This is a genomic window from Sphingomonas sp. DMC8 (assembly GCF_056314185.1).
The window spans coordinates 325,393-341,503 of sequence record NZ_JBQUYV010000001.1 but is presented as its reverse complement, the minus strand read 5'-3'; the positions used below and the strand labels follow the sequence as shown (position 1 = coordinate 341,503).

12 protein-coding genes and 1 tRNA gene are annotated in these 16,111 nt (G+C 65.9%); 9 read left to right on the top strand and 4 right to left on the bottom strand.

Annotated elements, in window-relative coordinates; translation table 11 throughout:
* Positions 1 to 39: 39 nt before the first annotated feature.
* Positions 40 to 2,832, bottom strand: coding sequence for a TonB-dependent receptor (locus ACT53K_RS01630; RefSeq protein ID WP_476226782.1), 2,793 nt, complete (start codon positions 2,830 to 2,832; stop codon positions 40 to 42).
* Between the two features lie 183 nt (positions 2,833 to 3,015).
* Between ACT53K_RS01630 and ACT53K_RS01625 the strand changes: the two genes are divergently transcribed.
* The 3 genes from ACT53K_RS01625 to ACT53K_RS01615 all read left to right on the top strand — a co-directional run bounded on the left by ACT53K_RS01625 (position 3,016) and on the right by ACT53K_RS01615 (position 6,686).
* Entirely contained in the window at positions 3,016 to 3,726 is a 711-nt protein-coding gene (locus tag ACT53K_RS01625) for a FadR/GntR family transcriptional regulator (RefSeq protein WP_476226781.1), read from the top strand.
* Between the two features lie 96 nt (positions 3,727 to 3,822).
* Positions 3,823 to 5,208, top strand: a complete 1,386-nt coding sequence (locus tag ACT53K_RS01620) for a glycoside hydrolase family 27 protein (RefSeq protein WP_476226780.1) — start codon at positions 3,823 to 3,825, stop codon at positions 5,206 to 5,208.
* A complete protein-coding gene (locus tag ACT53K_RS01615) occupies positions 5,205 to 6,686 on the top strand; it encodes a glycoside hydrolase (protein ID WP_476226779.1) in 1,482 nt (493 codons plus the stop codon). Before ACT53K_RS01620 ends, ACT53K_RS01615 begins: the two co-directional genes overlap by 4 nt.
* Before the next feature lie 7 nt (positions 6,687 to 6,693).
* Here the strand turns inward: ACT53K_RS01615 and ACT53K_RS01610 are convergent, their stop codons facing one another.
* Positions 6,694 to 8,895, bottom strand: a complete 2,202-nt coding sequence (locus ACT53K_RS01610) for a Nal1-like putative serine protease (protein WP_476226778.1) — start codon at positions 8,893 to 8,895, stop codon at positions 6,694 to 6,696.
* A gap of 243 nt (positions 8,896 to 9,138) precedes the next feature.
* Here ACT53K_RS01610 and ACT53K_RS01605 point away from each other — a divergent pair, with 243 nt between their 5' ends.
* The 3 genes from ACT53K_RS01605 (at position 9,139) to ACT53K_RS01595 (ending at position 11,592) form a co-directional block, all read left to right on the top strand.
* Positions 9,139 to 10,323 (top strand): aspartyl protease family protein, encoded by a 1,185-nt coding sequence (locus tag ACT53K_RS01605; protein ID WP_476226777.1) that lies wholly within the window; start codon positions 9,139 to 9,141, stop codon positions 10,321 to 10,323.
* Between the two features lie 462 nt (positions 10,324 to 10,785).
* Positions 10,786 to 10,860: transfer RNA gene (locus ACT53K_RS01600), tRNA-Ala, on the top strand.
* Positions 10,861 to 10,983: 123 nt separating this feature from the next.
* Positions 10,984 to 11,592 carry a lysozyme inhibitor LprI family protein gene (locus ACT53K_RS01595; protein WP_476226776.1) on the top strand — a complete coding sequence of 203 codons (609 nt, stop codon included), beginning with the start codon at positions 10,984 to 10,986 and terminating at the stop codon, positions 11,590 to 11,592.
* Between the two features lie 328 nt (positions 11,593 to 11,920).
* Here ACT53K_RS01595 and ACT53K_RS01590 read toward each other — a convergent pair whose 3' ends face one another.
* Positions 11,921 to 12,112 (bottom strand): hypothetical protein, encoded by a 192-nt coding sequence (locus ACT53K_RS01590; RefSeq protein ID WP_476226775.1) that lies wholly within the window; start codon positions 12,110 to 12,112, stop codon positions 11,921 to 11,923.
* A 50-nt stretch (positions 12,113 to 12,162) separates the two neighbouring features.
* Between ACT53K_RS01590 and ACT53K_RS01585 the strand changes: the two genes are divergently transcribed.
* Positions 12,163 to 12,975, top strand: a complete 813-nt coding sequence (locus ACT53K_RS01585) for a class I SAM-dependent methyltransferase (RefSeq protein ID WP_476226774.1) — start codon at positions 12,163 to 12,165, stop codon at positions 12,973 to 12,975.
* Between the two features lie 196 nt (positions 12,976 to 13,171).
* Here the strand turns inward: ACT53K_RS01585 and phaR are convergent, their stop codons facing one another.
* Positions 13,172 to 13,735 (bottom strand): polyhydroxyalkanoate synthesis repressor PhaR, encoded by a 564-nt coding sequence (gene phaR, locus ACT53K_RS01580; RefSeq protein ID WP_476226773.1) that lies wholly within the window; start codon positions 13,733 to 13,735, stop codon positions 13,172 to 13,174.
* Positions 13,736 to 13,805: 70 nt separating this feature from the next.
* Here phaR and ACT53K_RS01575 point away from each other — a divergent pair, with 70 nt between their 5' ends.
* Together ACT53K_RS01575 and ACT53K_RS01570 are read left to right on the top strand one after the other, a co-directional pair.
* Entirely contained in the window at positions 13,806 to 14,816 is a 1,011-nt protein-coding gene (locus tag ACT53K_RS01575; protein WP_476226772.1) for an alpha/beta hydrolase, read from the top strand.
* Between the two features lie 28 nt (positions 14,817 to 14,844).
* Positions 14,845 to 16,020: an acetyl-CoA C-acetyltransferase gene (locus tag ACT53K_RS01570; protein ID WP_476226771.1), complete on the top strand. Its 1,176-nt coding sequence runs from the start codon at positions 14,845 to 14,847 to the stop codon at positions 16,018 to 16,020.
* The last annotated feature ends 91 nt before the right edge of the window (positions 16,021 to 16,111 follow it).

The following is a 16,111-nucleotide window of genomic DNA, read 5'->3' as shown; positions in this document are numbered from 1 at the left end:
CACGGTAGCGATACCGTGCCGGCAGTCACTTGGGAGGGTTTAGTAGGTCGCCCGCAGCGAGAAGCCGAAGCGACGGTCGTTGAGCGTATATTGCAGCGGCTGGCTGGGCGTATCGATGTAGGTCACGTTCATGCGGTTGGTGATGTTCACCGCATCGACCGAAATCGCGATGTGCGAGTTCAGATTGTACCCGATCGAAGCGTCCAGCGAAGCATAGGGCTTCTGGAACTGGGTAGTTCCATTGGCACCGCTGCCCGTGGTCGTGTCGAAATACTTGCCGCGCCAGTTCCAGGCGACACGCGCCGTGACGGGGCCATGCTCGTACAGGCCGACAAGATTATAGTTGTGCTTCGACAGCTTCTCCAGCGGCACCATCTTCGGGATGCTCGAGCCCGATCCCGCAAAGGGGTTGCTCACGCTGCTGTCAACGAAGGTATAGTTGACCTGAACACCAAGGCCCTTGAGCACGCCCGGCAGGAAATCAAAGAACTGCTGATACGCAGCCTCGAAGCCCTTCACCGTGCCATTGCCGGTATTGACGTTGGTCCCGATCGCATAGGTCACGCCGTTGAACGTGTCGAAGCGCGTGCCGCTCGCCAGGAAGCCGTTCACGTCCTTGTAGAACGCGCCGACCGTTACCGAGCCCGTCGACGTGAAATACCATTCCAGCGTCGCGTCGTAATTGGTCGAAGTGATCGGCTTCAGATAAGGATTGCCTGAGCTGCCGGTCGGATAGGCGGCAACGACATTCCCGTTCGCGTCCTTGACCTGATAGGTCTTCTGCGACGCCGGATTGAGCGAGACGTTGGTCGACATGACGTCGAAATTGGGCCGCGCGAAAGACTTGGAGAAGGCGAAGCGCGCCTGCAGCGTATCGGTCAGATGCGCCCGCAGATTGAAGCTGGGCAGCGCCTTCGTATAGCTGCGGCTGACGTTCAGCGGCGCCTGGCTGCCATCGCTGTTGAAGATCGTACCCGTCGAGCCCGTGTTGGTGCGCACGACGCGGACCCCTACGGTGCCGTCGATGTCCAGACCCGCAATGCGGCTGGCATAGTCGGCCATGGCATAGCCGGCGATCGTTTCTTCGGTCTGGTGGTTCAGGTCACCCGGCGAGAAGCTGTTCTTCGGCGTAGCCCCGAACACTTTCTCTGTCTTGGTCAGGCTGTCCCACAGGCTGCTGCCCGACTCGAAGTCGGGATAGAGGATCCCGCCGGTCAGCGTACGGCTGTCGAAGAAGTTCGGGGTCGGCCCCTTCATCGCCAGTTCCGGATGCTGCGACACGCGCACAAACGGAATGCCACTCGCCGAGGAGCAGCTCGGGTTCGGGCCCGACGGCAACAGGCAGAAGCCGTTCCAGGTGCCGCGCAGGTCGATCGTGCTGTTCGAATAGCGCGCGCCGGCATGCAGCTTCTTCAGGAAGCCGCCTTCGACGTCATAGTCGATATCATATTTCAGCGAGACGTTGTCGGCGTCGTTCCGCTGGATGGCGTCGGCCATATAGGTGAAGGCATAATTGTTCGGGTCGGACAGCAGCGCCGGGTTACGAACATTCCACACCGGACGCGAACCGCGCAGGTCGAAATCGACGATGCTCTGGTTCTTGGCGGTATAGGGCGTCTGCCCGGTCTGGTCGTAGAGCGAAATGACGAAGCCGTTGCGATCGGCATTATAGCTCGACTTCAGATACTGACCGTCGAACGTCATGTGCAGGCGATCGGTTACGTCCCACTTGCCGTTCAACGTGTAGTTGCCGGTGGTGTTGGTCAGATCCTGGTCGAACCGCGCCGATTCGAACACCTGGTTGGCCAGCGACCCGGAAGTCGCATAGCCATTGCTGTCCCAGGTGAAGGCCGCGCCGGCAAGCGGCGTGGTGACCGAATTGCCGTTGTTGTTATAGTAATAATATTTACCCTGACGGAAGAAGGTGTAGCGCGAATAGAGCGCCTGCGCCGTCAGCCGGAAGCGGTCGCTCATCTGCCACTGGAAGGCACCGGCGATACCCAAACGCTTGCGATCGCCGCCATCGTCATAGATCTGCTCGCCATAGGGCACCTGCGCGTTGGCGGGCGCACCCGGGATCACCGTGCCGGCCGGAATCGGGCCGAACGCGCCGATCAGGATCGCATCCTGGCGATAGGAGCTCTTGGCGTAGCTGGCATTGATCAGGATGCCCATTTCGCCCAGCCCGGTCTCGAACCGGTTGCTGTAGAGGCCGGACACCGAGCCGCCGGACTTGTCCGCGCGGTCGTAGTAATTGCCCTTGGCGGTCAAGCTGATGAGCTGACCGGACTGGTCGAACGGCAGGCGCGTACGGATGTTGACCACACCGCCGACATCGCCCTCGATCGTGCTGGCCGGCGGGTTCTTGAACACGTCGATGCCGGCAAGCAGTTCCGGCGGAGTCGCTTCGAGGTCGAGCGTGCGGCCGCCGGAAGCGGAGATCGCCGAACGACCGTCGATGAAATTGCTCACCTGAGTCAGGCCGCGCACGGTGATCGCGGGCTGGGTGCGGTGGTCGAAATCGGTGGCCCCTTCGCCATAGCGGCGCTGGATCTGCACACCGGTGATACGCTGCAGCGCCTCGACGGTGTTCGCGTCCGGCAGCTTGCCAATGTCCTGCGCCTGCACCGAATCGACGATCTGGTCGGAATTGCGCTTCAGCGCCTGTGCCGAACGAAGGCTGGCACGCACACCGGTCACAACGACTTCGTCAGAGGCGTCCGCGCCGCCCGTCTGTGCGGGTGCAGCCGCCTGCTGCGCCATGGCCGGCGACGCCATTGCAAGCGCGAGCACCGAGGCACCCAGCAGCGAATCACGATGCAGAAATTTCATCCCTTCAACCTCCCCTTTGCACGGGCAACGCCGCATCTTCTGTGGCGGCGTTTGCACCCAGTTGTCTGACATAATACCGTTTCTGATTTATATGACAATAGACTTTTGTGGATTAGCAAGCGTTCAGGGCAGCTTGCGATCACCACGAAGCAGCGTCAGAACAGGGCTGCAAAGGGGGTCCGATTGGCCATAAAACCGAAGCGCGATCCCGCGCATCGCGCGGTGGCGCGGGAGATTGGCATTGCAATCGTCACCGGGCGTTATGCGCCTGGCGCATTGCTACCCGGCGAGCTGGAGTTCGCCGAAACGCGCAAGGTAGCGCGTAGCGTCGTCCGCGAAGCGCTTCGAATGCTCTCGGCCAAAGGGCTGATCGAAAGCCGGCAAAAGACCGGAACCCGCGTGCGCGAGCGCGCAGCCTGGAATTTGCTCGATCCCGATCTCCTCGCCTGGATGTTCGAAGGCGAGCCCCCCAGCCCGGAATTCGTGCGGAGCCTGTTCCAGCTGCGCATGATTGTGGAGCCGGCAGCAGCGGAACTGGCGGCCCAATATCGCACGCCCCGCCACATTGCCCGCATGGGGCATGCACTGGAAGTCATGGAAAACGCGGGTCTGGCGAGCCCGGAGGGGCAGACCGCGGATCAGAATTTCCACAACGCCATCCTCGAGGCGACTGGCAACGAACTGCTCGTCAGCCTGTCGGGCAGCATCGGCGCGGCCGTGCGCTGGACGACCTATTTCAAGCATTGTCGCGCGCATAAGTTGCGCGATTCGATGCCGCTCCACCGCAGCCTTTTTGCGGCGATCACCGAAGGGGATGGCCCAGCCGCCCGCGCAACGACGGTGGCACTGATTCTGGAAGCGCATGAAGATACCGAAATCGCCTTGCGCGCTTGAGGCCAGTCTCTCGCGTTGACGGTCGAACTGCTGCGATATAGTCGGACAATATAGGCGCAAACGAAATTTGCGGCGCCGAACGACGGGAGATGCATGATGTCCGACCAGACGGCGCGAGCGCGGGGAGGAATCGGGCGGCGCACCCTGTTGTCGGGTGCTACCTTGGGCGGGCTTGCTGCAGCCATTGCTGCACCCCGGGGCAGCGCGGCGCCCCTTCCTTCCGGCAACGCCCAACTCGCTCCCACACCACCGATGGGCTGGAACAGCTGGAACAGCTTTGCCACCACCATTACCGAAGCACAGGCACTGGAGGTGGCGGCGATACAGGCACGCGAGCTGCTGCCCTATGGCTATGACATCTTCACCATCGACATTCAGTGGTACGAGCCCGAGGCATCGAGCTACACCTACAACGCCAGGCCGATGCCGACGCTGGACGCCCATGGCCGGTTGTTGCCCGCCCCGAACCGGTTTCCCTCAGCAGCAGGCGGCGCCGGCTTTGCGCCGATCGCGGCAAAGGTCCATGCGCTCGGGCTCCGTTTCGGGGTCCATCTGATGCGCGGCATTCCAAGGCTGGCGGTGGAGCGCAACCTGCCGGTGCTCGGGGCGAACGGTATTCGCGCAGCCGACATTGCAGATACCGGCAGTATCTGCCCCTGGAACCCGGACATGTATGGCGTCGACATGCACAAGCCTGGCGCCCAGGCCTATTATGACAGCGTTTTCAAGCTGCTGGCCGAATGGGGCGTCGATTTCGTCAAGATGGACGATATGAGCCGCCCCTATGACGCGCACGCGCCGGAAATCGAAGCCGCAGCGCGGGCGATCCGCGCGTGCGGGCGGCCGATCCTGCTCAGCCTTTCGCCAGGGGAAACCCCTGTGCCGCGCGCAGCGCACGTTGCGGCCCATGCCCAGATGTGGCGCATCTCGGACGATTTCTGGGACGACTGGGCGATGCTCAAGGCGCAGTTCACCCGGCTGGAGAACTGGAGCGGCCACGCCCGCCCCGGTGGCTGGCCCGACGCCGACATGCTGCCGCTCGGCCGGCTGGCGCTCGGCGCCCGCGACACCAAATTCACCCCGGACGAGCAGCGGACATTGATGACCCTGTGGTCGATCGCCCGCTCACCGCTGATCATGGGCGGCGACCTCCGCCACCTCGACGGTGCGACCCGCGCCCTGCTCACCAACCGCGCGGTGCTGGCGGTCAATCAGGCGAGCAGCGAGAACCGGCCCTGGTTCGTCGCCGACGATCGCAGGGTCTGGACCGCGCGCGGCGCCGGCAGCAGCCATTATGTCGCGCTGTTCAATCTGGCGGACAAGCCGGGCGAAACCGCCTTCGATCTGAACCTGCTAGGCCTGACCGGCGCGGTGCAGGTGCGCGATCTCTGGTCGGGCGTCGACCTCGGCTCGGTCCGCAACCGCATCACTTCTGCCCTGCCCGCGCACGGTGCCGGGCTCTATCGTCTGGAGGCTGCATGATCCGCGCACTCGCTCTTCCCATGCTGCTGGCAGCAGCGTCAGCCCATGCACAGCCCGCCCCATCGGCGCCCGTCGAGCGTCCTGTCACGCTCGCGGTGCACCCCGACCTTGCGCAGGCGGGCCCCGTGTTTGAAGGATGGGGCACTGCCCTCGCCTGGTTTGCGCATGTCACCGGCGGCTATCCGGACCCGGTGCGGGAGAAGCTGGCGGACCTGTTCTACGGCGCCGACGGGCTTGGCTGGAACATCGGCCGCTACAATATCGGCGGCGGTGACGCGCCCGAAACGCCGCATTATCTGCGCACCGGCGCCGATGTGCCAGGCTTCTGGCGCCGCCCCGCCGGCGCGACCGGCACCGAGTGGTGGCATCCCGAGGATCCCGCCATGTGGGACTGGTCGGCAGACGCCAACCAGCGCTGGTGGCTCGACGCGATCCGTCGTCGGGTGAAGACGCCGATCTTCGAGGCATTCTCCAACTCCGCGCCCTGGTTCATGACCGTCAGCGGCAAGGTTTCCGGCGCCGAAAAAGGCACCGACGATAATCTCCGCCCCGGCAAAGAAGCCTTGTTCGCCGACTATCTGGCGCGCGTGGTTGCCGAATTGCAGCGCATCCACGGCATCCGCTTCCGCACCCTGTCGCCGGTCAACGAGCCGAACACCGACTATTGGTTCGCCGCCAACACGCAGGAAGGCTCGCACTGGAGCCCGGCGCGACAGGCCGCGATGATCGACGCGGCCGACCAGGCGCTGAAGGCGCGAAAGTTGGAGACCGTGATCGCCGCCCCGGACGAGACCAACTCACACACCTTCCTCGCCGACTGGGCCGGCTATCCGGCCGGCACGCGCGCCCGCATCGGGCAGATCAACGTCCACAGCTATGGCACCATCCACCAGACTGCGGTGCGCGACGTCGCGCGCGCCAACGGCATCCGGCTGTGGATGAGCGAGAACGACACCCCGCTCAGCGGCGATCCCGAGAATTTCGAGGGCATGGCGTCGCCGCTCGCCTTTGCCGAGCATGTCGTACACGATCTGAAGCGGCTGCAACCCTCCGCCTGGGTGTTCTGGCAGGCCGTTGAGACGCTGAGCACTGCCAAGGGCGGCAAGGGCAGCAACTGGGGGCTGGTGAAGATGGATCTTACCGCTGCTCCCGATGCGCCGCACGCGATCCATGTCACCCGCAAATATTGGGCGATGGCGAATTTCAGCCGGCACATCCGCCCCGGCTATCGGCTGGTGCCGGTCGACGATAGCGATACGGTGGCGGCGCTGTCGCCGGATGGGCGGCAGCTGGTGCTCGTCCATGTCAATGCCGGGCCGGTGCCGCGGCAGCTGGCGGTGGGGCTGCGCGGTGCGCGGCTGACTGCGCTGTTCGTGACGGACGCCAGCCACGATGCCGCACCCGTGCCGCTGGCGACCGGGACGACCGTGCCCGCCAAACCGCAATCGATCACCACGGCGGTGCTGGCGCTGCGCTGAGGCGCGGTTACAGCGCCGGCGCGATGTGGTTGAGCGTCAGCGAGGGCGCGAAGGTCGGGTCCTGATAGATGGCCGCCAGCGCCGGCGCGTCGATTGCCGTCGGCGCCAGCGCCGGCGCGCCTCCGGCGGCATGGGCGGCGTCCCAGATCGCGGCGAGATAGCGGGCGCCAGCGCCCATCACCTGCTGCGTCCGGGTACCGAATTGGTCCCAAAGCCCCTGAATGACATGCTTCGAGGTGCCGCCGCCCAGCGCGATATAGGCATCGCATAATTCGGACGGCGGGATCAGCCCTGCGCACCATGCCATCAGGTCGACCGTCGCATAGGCCGCGTCGGCGCCGGAGGCGATCGGCGGCACGGGATGCGCCAGCGCGTTCGCCGCAGGTTCGATCGCTCCCAGCAACTGCGCCGAGAACATGTCGACCATCTTGTCTTCATAGGCGGCGTGGACGCCCTTGCCCTGCCATTTGGGCGTCTTGCCGGTGCTGGCGACCGGCCGGTCCTTATATCCGTCGGCGAGATAGGAGCCGTGGAGCGGCTGGCAGGCATCGCCGATATAGTGCGAGACGATCCCCGCCGCGCACAGGAAGCGATCGATCTGGCCGGCGTGCAATGCCCCGGTCATCACCTTGAACAATTGCCAGACGCGGAAGGGCAGCAGCCCCTGATGCGCGGCATCGCTCTGGCCATTGGCAGCGTACCAGGCCTGCCAGGCCTGCACCGTCAGATTGGCCCGGTCCGCCATCACCAGATCGCGCAACGACTTCCCGTCGGCGCCGGGCTGGTCGATATCGGCATAGTGATTGGGGTGTTCGGGCCCGGCATTGCGGGCATAATCGCGGCCGCCGGGCACGTCGCCCTTCACCTTCTTCCACACCAGATCGGGCACGTCAGCCAGTTCGACAAAGTCGCCGGCACTGAGTGCGGCGCGGATCGCATCGGCGTTGAGCTCGTCAGGGCCGAAGCTGATGCGCTTTTCGTTCGCCTTCAGAAAGGCCTTGAGCCCCGGATTCTGCACCAGTTCGATGGCGACGGCCGCGATGCTGTAATGGCCGGTCTGCCCCCAGAAGGGGGTAGCGCCGACATCGTTGGTGCGCACCAGATCGACATCGAGCAGCTGGCACGCCGTCGCCAGCCCGGTGGCAAGGCTGAAATTGAGCGTACCGCCCTGCGGCCCGACAATCCCCTGCCCGCCCCATTCGATCGCGATCGGGCGCAGCGTGCGCGGCGCATTTCCCTTACTCTCTTCGACGACATGCCACACCATCCCCGAATCGCCGGGGCAGGTCTGCGCCGCGCCATCTTCCGGCGCGATCAGGAATTGCGAGACATATTCATAGCCGGCCAGCGCCTTGTGCCGATAGAAGAGCGCCTTGATCCGCCCCTCGCAACGCCCCGAAACCGCGCCGAACGCCTCGACCGGACAATCGATCAACTGGGTGCCGATATTCGCTTCGTTGAGGTCGAGCACCGCGCCCATTTGCCCTTCCAGCCCGAACACGCGGCTGGTCCAGTCGCTCACATTGTCGACATCGACCAGCCCGACATCCAGCGTCAGGAAGGTCCGCTGCGTCCCGAACGCGGGGAACACCTGATCGAACGGCGCCTTGGTCAGCGCACGATCGGCGCTGGTCCCCACCGGCACCTTGTTGCCGCGCAGGCTGGCCGACAGCACCGACCCCGCCTCCCCCGCGACATGGCGGTTGGTGAGCGCATAGGTGCGGTGCCCGTCGCTGACCAGGCACCCCACGGTCCCGCGCCGCTCTTCCCCCTGCACGGTGGCGAACAGCGGGCAGCCCGCGCCGATATAGCTTTCCGGCCAGCGCACCAGCGCCGGCGCCGCCTGCTGCACCACGCCAGGGCGGACAAGCACCACGCAGACCGGCGCCGCACGACCGTCCGCCAGATAGAGCGTCCGCGGCACCATATGGGTGGGGTCGATCCCGTCATCGCCGCCGAAGCGGGTGGCGGACATCCAGTCGTTCACCAGCACGAGGATGCACGGCCAGGATTCGGGCCGCACTTCGGAATTGGCGAAGGTGCGGGGCTCGCTGTCCGCCACGCCATCTTTGCGGATCAGATACAGGCCAACGGCAGTGCCGACGACATTGGCCTTGTTCATCAAATGCCAGTGATAGGCGTCGCGCGCGGCAAGCAAGTCTTTCAGCGACAGGCTGGCATAGCTGGTCTGCGTCGAGGCAATGGACATGCGCATTCTCCCCCGAACAAAAGTGCTACCGCCGAATTGTGACAAAATATGCAGTAAAATCGCAGACCAGCCGTGGAATTCCGGCCGATCTGGCAGCATCTGGCGATAACACATCCAGCATATCCACGCGCGATCAGGTGCGCTGCGGCCTCGCTCGACAATGGCGCGTTCCTGGAAGCCGCCATAACAACTTGCGGCGCGGGTGACGCGACCCGGCGCCTGCCGGATGGGTCGCGAAAGCCCGTGTCGGGGGCAGCCGGCGGGGGGATTCCACCGCCCCCCTCCACCCGCTACACGGGCATGGTGCCACTCGCCCTGCCCGCAGCAGCCCCGGAAATCGCACTCGCCGCCGATGCCGAGACGCGCTGGGTGCCCTTCACGCGCGGCGCCGGCAACCAGATCCTTTTCACCGCCGAACTGAACGGGCGCAGCGTCGCCGCGATGCTCGATACCGGCATCAGCCACAGCCTGATCACCGCCGCACTGGTGCGCCGAGTCGGGCTCCGCAGCGCGCGCGGCACCGGCCAGGCGCAGGCGGTGGGCGGCGCCCTGTCGCTCCGCTGGGCGAGCGCGGACAGGCTGCGGATCGGCGCGCTCGCCGCCGGCCACGTCCGGCTGGCAGTCTCCGCCGCCGCAGACCCCGATCGCTTCGGCGCGGACCTGTTCGTCGGCAGCGATCTGCTCGCCTGCTGCGCACTCGACATCGATTATCCGGCCGGGCGTTTCCGCCTGCTACCCAGCGGCCGCCTGCCCTTTGCCGGCATCGCCGTACCGCTGTCGCAGGGCGCCGCAGGCCTGCCCGCCGTCCGCGCCCGCCTCAACGGGCGGACCATCGGCCCCCTGCTGGTCGACACCGGCGACGGCGCCGCGCTGACGCTCAGCCAGCCGTCCTGGCAGGCGGCAGGCTATGCCGGCGCGACGATCACCACCACGCTCGGCTGGGGCATGGGCGGTGCAGTCGTGACCGAGACGGCCATCGTGCCCGGCTTCGCACTGGGCAGCGCCGCGCCGCCCGAAACCGAGGTCCGCATCGAGCCTGCGGGCAGCTTCGGCGAACGCACCGGCTGGGCAGGCCGCATCGGCAGCGGCTGGATGACCCGCTACCGCGTGCTGATCGATCCTGCCGCGGGCCGCATGGTGCTGCGGCCGGGACCGGACAGCGCCGCGCCTGTGCTGCGCTCCACCAGCGGCCTGCTGCTCGGCTATGCGACCGGCCGGCTGGAGGTGCTGCACGTGATGCGCGGCTCGCCGGCGGCCGAGGCTGGCTGGCAAGCGGGCGACACGATCTGCGCGGAGAATGGCGTGGCCGTGGCCCGCGAAGCGCCCGGTGAGACCGCCGGCTGGGTCGCCGGACCGCCGGGGATGCGCGTGACGCTCACCCTGTGCGACGGAACCCAGCGCACGCTGGTGCTGCGGCGGTTTTATTAGGGGGGTGGGACACGCTGCGTGGTGCTTGTCTAGGTCCGCTTGCGACCAACATACGCCGCTCCGACGAGTCTCTGGGACCGGCAGCTCACGCCGGAAGCAGACGGATCGCGGCTGCGCCGATGCTCGCAAGTCGCCAAGACCATCGAGGCTGGTGTCCGTGCGTCAGCGCCCAGTGTCGATGATCGCAGTCGTGTTGGGCCACCTTGACGAAGTCGTCGCCGAAGCGCCGACCGCTTTCCACCAAGGCCTGAGGCGATTGTAAGGCGCGTGGGTCGGCGCTCGTGTCTCCAGTGCTGCCGCCCGTTCTTCTCCACCGAAGTGGCGCGGGTTCGTATGTGCGCCTCGTGCAAGGAGGCTATCTAGGGAAGCTTCTCTGCCATGGCCCGCGGCAGCTGTTCGGCACATTTGTTGGCGCAGAGCCCTTGAAGAAGCGACACGCCGCGCCACATGACAAAACGGCGTGCCCATGTAGCTCAGCTGGATAGAGCGCCCCTTTCGCAAGGGGGAGGTCGTAGGTTCGAGTCCTATCGCGGGATGCGGTGCGAAAGCACCAGGGGCGGATCAGTTGTCGGGAGGCGCTGGTCCGCCCTCACCTTATCTGTGGCATGTTTTGCGCAGTAGCGCCGTCGCCAAGCGCGAGCCGGCACGGTAACATTCGTAATGCTCCAGATCACAGCACCCCAAGCTACGCTCATCGTCGCCGCAGTAACCCTTGTCGCGGGCCTGGTCGGATGGTTTGGTCGCGGGCTCACGTTCCTACTCCACCGTTGGTGGACGGGCGCCCCGAGGCGGGAGGATGCCGCTTACCTCAACAGCGTGGCAGACCTTGCTGCGAAGCTGAAGGCCAACGGCACGACGCTGGATGAGGTTCGGCAGTTCGAAAAGATCATGCGCAAGCCGAGCTTGGCCACCAGCACGGCGGCGACCGAGGTGGTCAATACCATCAAGGAGGAGTCGGACACGTACGCGGCCTTCCTCTCGAATGTAGGCATGAAGGGGCGAACCGGCGCGGACTACGGGGTCGCCGATGCCAACCTGGCGAAGGCGTTGGTGGACCTACGGCTGCTGCTCAGCGACGAGGAGACCGAAGCCCTGGAAGTGGCGCAGGAGCGGTGGACCGAGTATCGAACGGCGCTGGAGGTGTGCGCGGGGCTGGAGTTCGAGGGCGGCACTCACGCGCCGTTGGCCGGGATGATGGCCGGGTTGACCGAGACGGAGCGTCGGACTGCCGAGGTGCGCTCCCTGGTGCAGGAGCGCGCAGCGCGTTAGAAATATGGTTGAGATTGCGCTGGTAACCACAGGGTCTGGCCCCGCTGGGGAATGGGTAAGTGCCTGTGCCTACGCGGGAAAGGTGGTGGACCCAGTTGGGCTCGTATTAACGGCCCGCTAATTAAGAGCTAGCTACTAAGGTCTGCATTCTCGCGCCCGCAAAACTTAAGGCTGCCAGTCTGCTGCCGGCCCGAGCCCTGTCCTTCTGGAATGCCGGCAAACTAACGTTGAACGGCATCTCGTGACAGAAGCCGCGGTTCGACATTTTGCGTGCGAACGGCCGTTAAGTCCCAACCTCGGCCGACGCGATCCACATTAAGCCCCCCCCTCAATCCCCCGCATGTATCGCAAGGCTCGCCAGCACGATCGCCGCGAACAGGGCCGCCATCTGGATCGTCATCCACGGCACCACGCCCACCCGGTCCATGTCGCGCCTGCGACGGCGGCGATATTCGCCTGCGCTGCTGATCGCCGCAACCAGCAGCGCGGTCGCCGCGGCGCCCCAATATTGTAGTTGCATCCTGACCTGACTTCTCCAATCACTGGCGCGCATATCGGGAGCCAAAGCCAATGCGCCAGACCCTTGTGATTCTTGCGGTGGCCAGCACCGCCGTTGCCGTTGCCAGCGTTGCCGCGCGCCAGCCGGCCGCGCCGCGTCAGTCGATCGAGGCCGCAGTGGCAGCGCCCACCCGCACCCCGGCAAATGTCGCCCGCGACAAATATCGCCATCCGGTGGAAACCCTCGCCTTTTTCGGCGTGAAGCCCGGCGACACGGTGGTCGAAATCTGGCCCTCCGGCGGCTGGTACACTGAAATCCTCGCACCGCTCACGCTGGGCAAGGGCACGCTCTACGCCGCCGTTCCCGCCAATGGCGCCAAGGGGATCGAGGCTCTGAAGGCGAAGAACCCGGCGCTCTATGGCCCGATCCGCATCGCCAGCTTCCCCGCCGCTGCCGGCCAGCCCAAGGTGCCCGATGGCACGGCGGATATCGTGCTCACCTTCCGCAACGTCCATAACTGGCGGATGGGCTATCCGCAGAACGGCCAGGATTATTCGGCCGAGGCGTTCCGCCAGATGTTCGCGATGCTGAAGAAGGGCGGTGTGCTGGGCATCGAGGATCACCGCCTGCCCGAAAAGGCGAACGACGAACGCGAGACGAAGAGCGGCTACATCAAGGTGTCGACGGTGCGGCGGCTGGCCGAGGCGGCGGGCTTCAAGTTCGTCGGCGCTTCGGAAGTCAACGCCAACCCGGCCGACACCGCCGACTGGCCCGGCGGCGTATGGACGCTGCCGCCCACCTATGCGCTGAAAGACCAGGACCGCGCCAAATATGCCGCGATCGGCGAAAGCGACCGGATGACACTGAAATTCCGCAAGCCCTGACCGGGCGGGGTGCGGGGGGATGGGATTTAGCCGTCCAGTCACCCTCACCCTTCCCACCGCCTGCGGCGGCGGGCCCCTTCCCTCTCCCCAGGGGAGAGGGAGCCAGAAGTCCCTCTCCCTTTGGGAGAGGGAGGGAGGCGCGAAGCGCCGGAAGGGTGAGGGTGAGCCAGCCTCCGGAAGCGGCAATAACCCCGACTTACTGCGCCAGCTTCTCGATCTTTTCCTGCAGCCGGGCGAGTTCCGCCTTCAGCGCCGACACATCATCCGCGCCCGATTCGCTCTGTGCAGGCGCGGGTGCTGCTGCGGGGGCACCGCCGGTGGGCTTGAACGCGCTGGCCGCTGCCTCGAACATCTCCATGTTGCGCTTGGCGATTTCAGCAAAAGGCGAATTGGCGAAGGCGCCTTCGACCGCCGACTTGAACTGTTCCTGGTTGCGGCGGAAGCTTTCCATCGACGCTTCGAGATAGCCCGGCACCATCGCCTGCATCGAATCGCCATAGAGCGCGATCAGCTGGCGGAGGAAATTGACCGGCAGCATCGTCTGGCCGCGCGCTTCCTCTTCCATGATGATCTGGGTGAGGACATTGTGGGTGATGTCCTCCTCGGTCTTGGCATCGACCACCTTGAAGTCGCGGCCTTCGCGCGTCATCGCGGCGAGATGGTCGAGCGTGATGTAAGAGGAAGTTTCCGTGTTGTAGAGGCGGCGGTTCGCATATTTCTTGATGATGACCGGCCCGCTTCCTGATGCAGCTTTCTTCATGGGAACCTCGCGCGTGACAGATCCTTACCTAACAACAGTTTCTGCCGCGTCGCAACAAGGGCCGCGCCCCTTGCCGCTATTTCTGCAGCTTTTGCGCAGCGAAACTGCAGCATCGCCCGAACGACGCGCTGCGGCACTTGCCGGCCTTGCCGCTTATCAGCAGGCGCCGCGCCCTGCCCCGCGCCCCGAACGGCCGGTAATCGCCCGTGCCGGGCGGGCGGTGCTGCGCGACTATGGCGGCCATGGGCAGCCGGTCGTGTTCGTGCCATCGCTGATCAACCCGCCGCTGGTGCTCGATCTGGCACGCGGCAATTCGCTGCTGCGCTGGCTGGCGCGGCAGGGGGTTCGGCCGATGCTGGTCGATTGGGGCAGCCCCGCGCCGGGCGAACGCGCGCTCGACATTACCGGCCATGTCGAGGGGCTGCTGCTGCCCCTGCTCCGCCAGTTGCGGCGGCCGCCGGTGCTGGCCGGCTATTGCCTGGGCGGCACCATGGCGATCGCGGCGGCGCAGGCGATGCCGGTCGCCGGGCTGGTGACGATCGCGGCGCCCTGGCATTTTTCCGGCTATGGCGCGGCGCTGGAGGGCATGTCGGCGCTGTGGGACCAGGCGCACCCCACTTGCGAGGCGCTGGGGCTGGTGCCGATGGAAGTGCTGCAGGCCGGCTTCTGGCAGCTCGATCCGCGCCGCACGATCCTGAAATATGAACGATTCGGCCGGTTGCGCCGGCGCGATCCGGAAGCGCGCGCCTTTGTGGTGCTGGAGGACTGGGCCAATGGCGGCGCGCCGCTCACCTATGGCGCGGGGCGGCAGCTGTTCGACGATTTCCTCTCGGCCGATCTGCCCGGTCGCGGACGCTGGCAGGTGGCGGGTGCGCCGATTGTGCCGGAACGGCTGCAGATGCCGGCGCTGTCGCTCGTTTCGACCAGCGACCGCATCGTCCCCGCCGCCAGCGCCGCGCGGCTGGGCGAAGTGCGCGAGCTGGCGCTGGGCCATGTCGGCATGATCGTGGGCGGGCGGGCGCGCCATGCGGTGTGGGAACCACTGGCGGGCTGGTTAACCGCGCTTCCCCGCACTAGATAGCCGCCAAACACACTCGCAGGAGAATTCCATGACCGAAGTCGTGATCACCGCCGCCAAGCGCACCCCGGTGGGCAGCTTTCTCGGCGCCTTTGCCGCCACCCCCGCGCACGAGCTGGGGCGCATCGCGATCGAGGCGGCGCTGGCCGAAGCGGGCGTGAAGGGCGAGGAAGTCTCCGAAGTCATTCTCGGCCAGGTGCTCACCGCGGCACAGGGGCAGAACCCCGCCCGCCAGGCGTCGATGAACGCGGGGGTGCCGAAGGAAGTGCCGGCATGGAGCGTGCAGCAGGTCTGCGGCTCGGGCCTGCGCGCGGTGGCGCTCGGCTTCCAGTCGATCCGTAACGGCGATGCGTCGATCATCGTCGCCGGCGGGCAGGAATCGATGTCGATGAGCCCGCACGCCCAATCGCTGCGCCCCGGCACCAAGATGGGCGACCTGAGCCTCGTTGACACGATGATCAAGGACGGCCTGACCGACGTGTTCAACGGCTATCACATGGGCATTACGGCCGAGAACCTGGCCGAGCAGTATCAGGTGACGCGCGCCGACCAGGATGCGTTCGCGGTGCGCTCGCAGAATCTGGCGGAGAAGGCGCGTGCCGAAGGGCGCTTCAAGGACGAGATCGCGCCGGTGACGATCAAGACCCGCAAGGGCGAGACGGTGGTCGCCGATGACGAATATATCCGCGCGGGTGCGACGGTGGAGGGCGTGTCGGGGCTCAAGCCGGCGTTCAAGAAGGACGGCACCGTAACCGCCGCCAATGCCTCGGGCCTGAACGACGGCGCGGCGGCGCTGGTGCTGATGAGCCGGGAGGAAGCCGAAAAGCGCGGCGCGCCGATCCTGGCGACGATCCGGAGCTGGGCGAGCACGGGCGTCGACCCGTCGATCATGGGCATCGGTCCGGTACCCGCGAGCCGCAAGGCGCTGGAGAAGGCCGGCTGGACCGTCGCCGATCTCGACCTGATCGAAGCCAATGAGGCGTTTGCCGCACAGGCGCTCTCGGTCGGCAAGGAACTGGGCTGGGACGCCGACAAGGTGAATGTGAACGGCGGCGCCATCGCCATCGGCCACCCGATCGGCGCATCGGGCGCGCGCATCCTGACCACGCTGCTCCACGAAATGCAGAAGCGCGACGTTAAGAAGGGTCTCGCCACCCTATGCATAGGCGGCGGCATGGGCATTGCCATGTGCGTTGAGCGCGGCTGACGCTGACGGGGCCGCAAAGGAGCAGAACGCCTGAGAAACCCACAGGCATTCTGCACCAAGGCGAAGAGAAGGGGCCGCAGGCGATACCTGC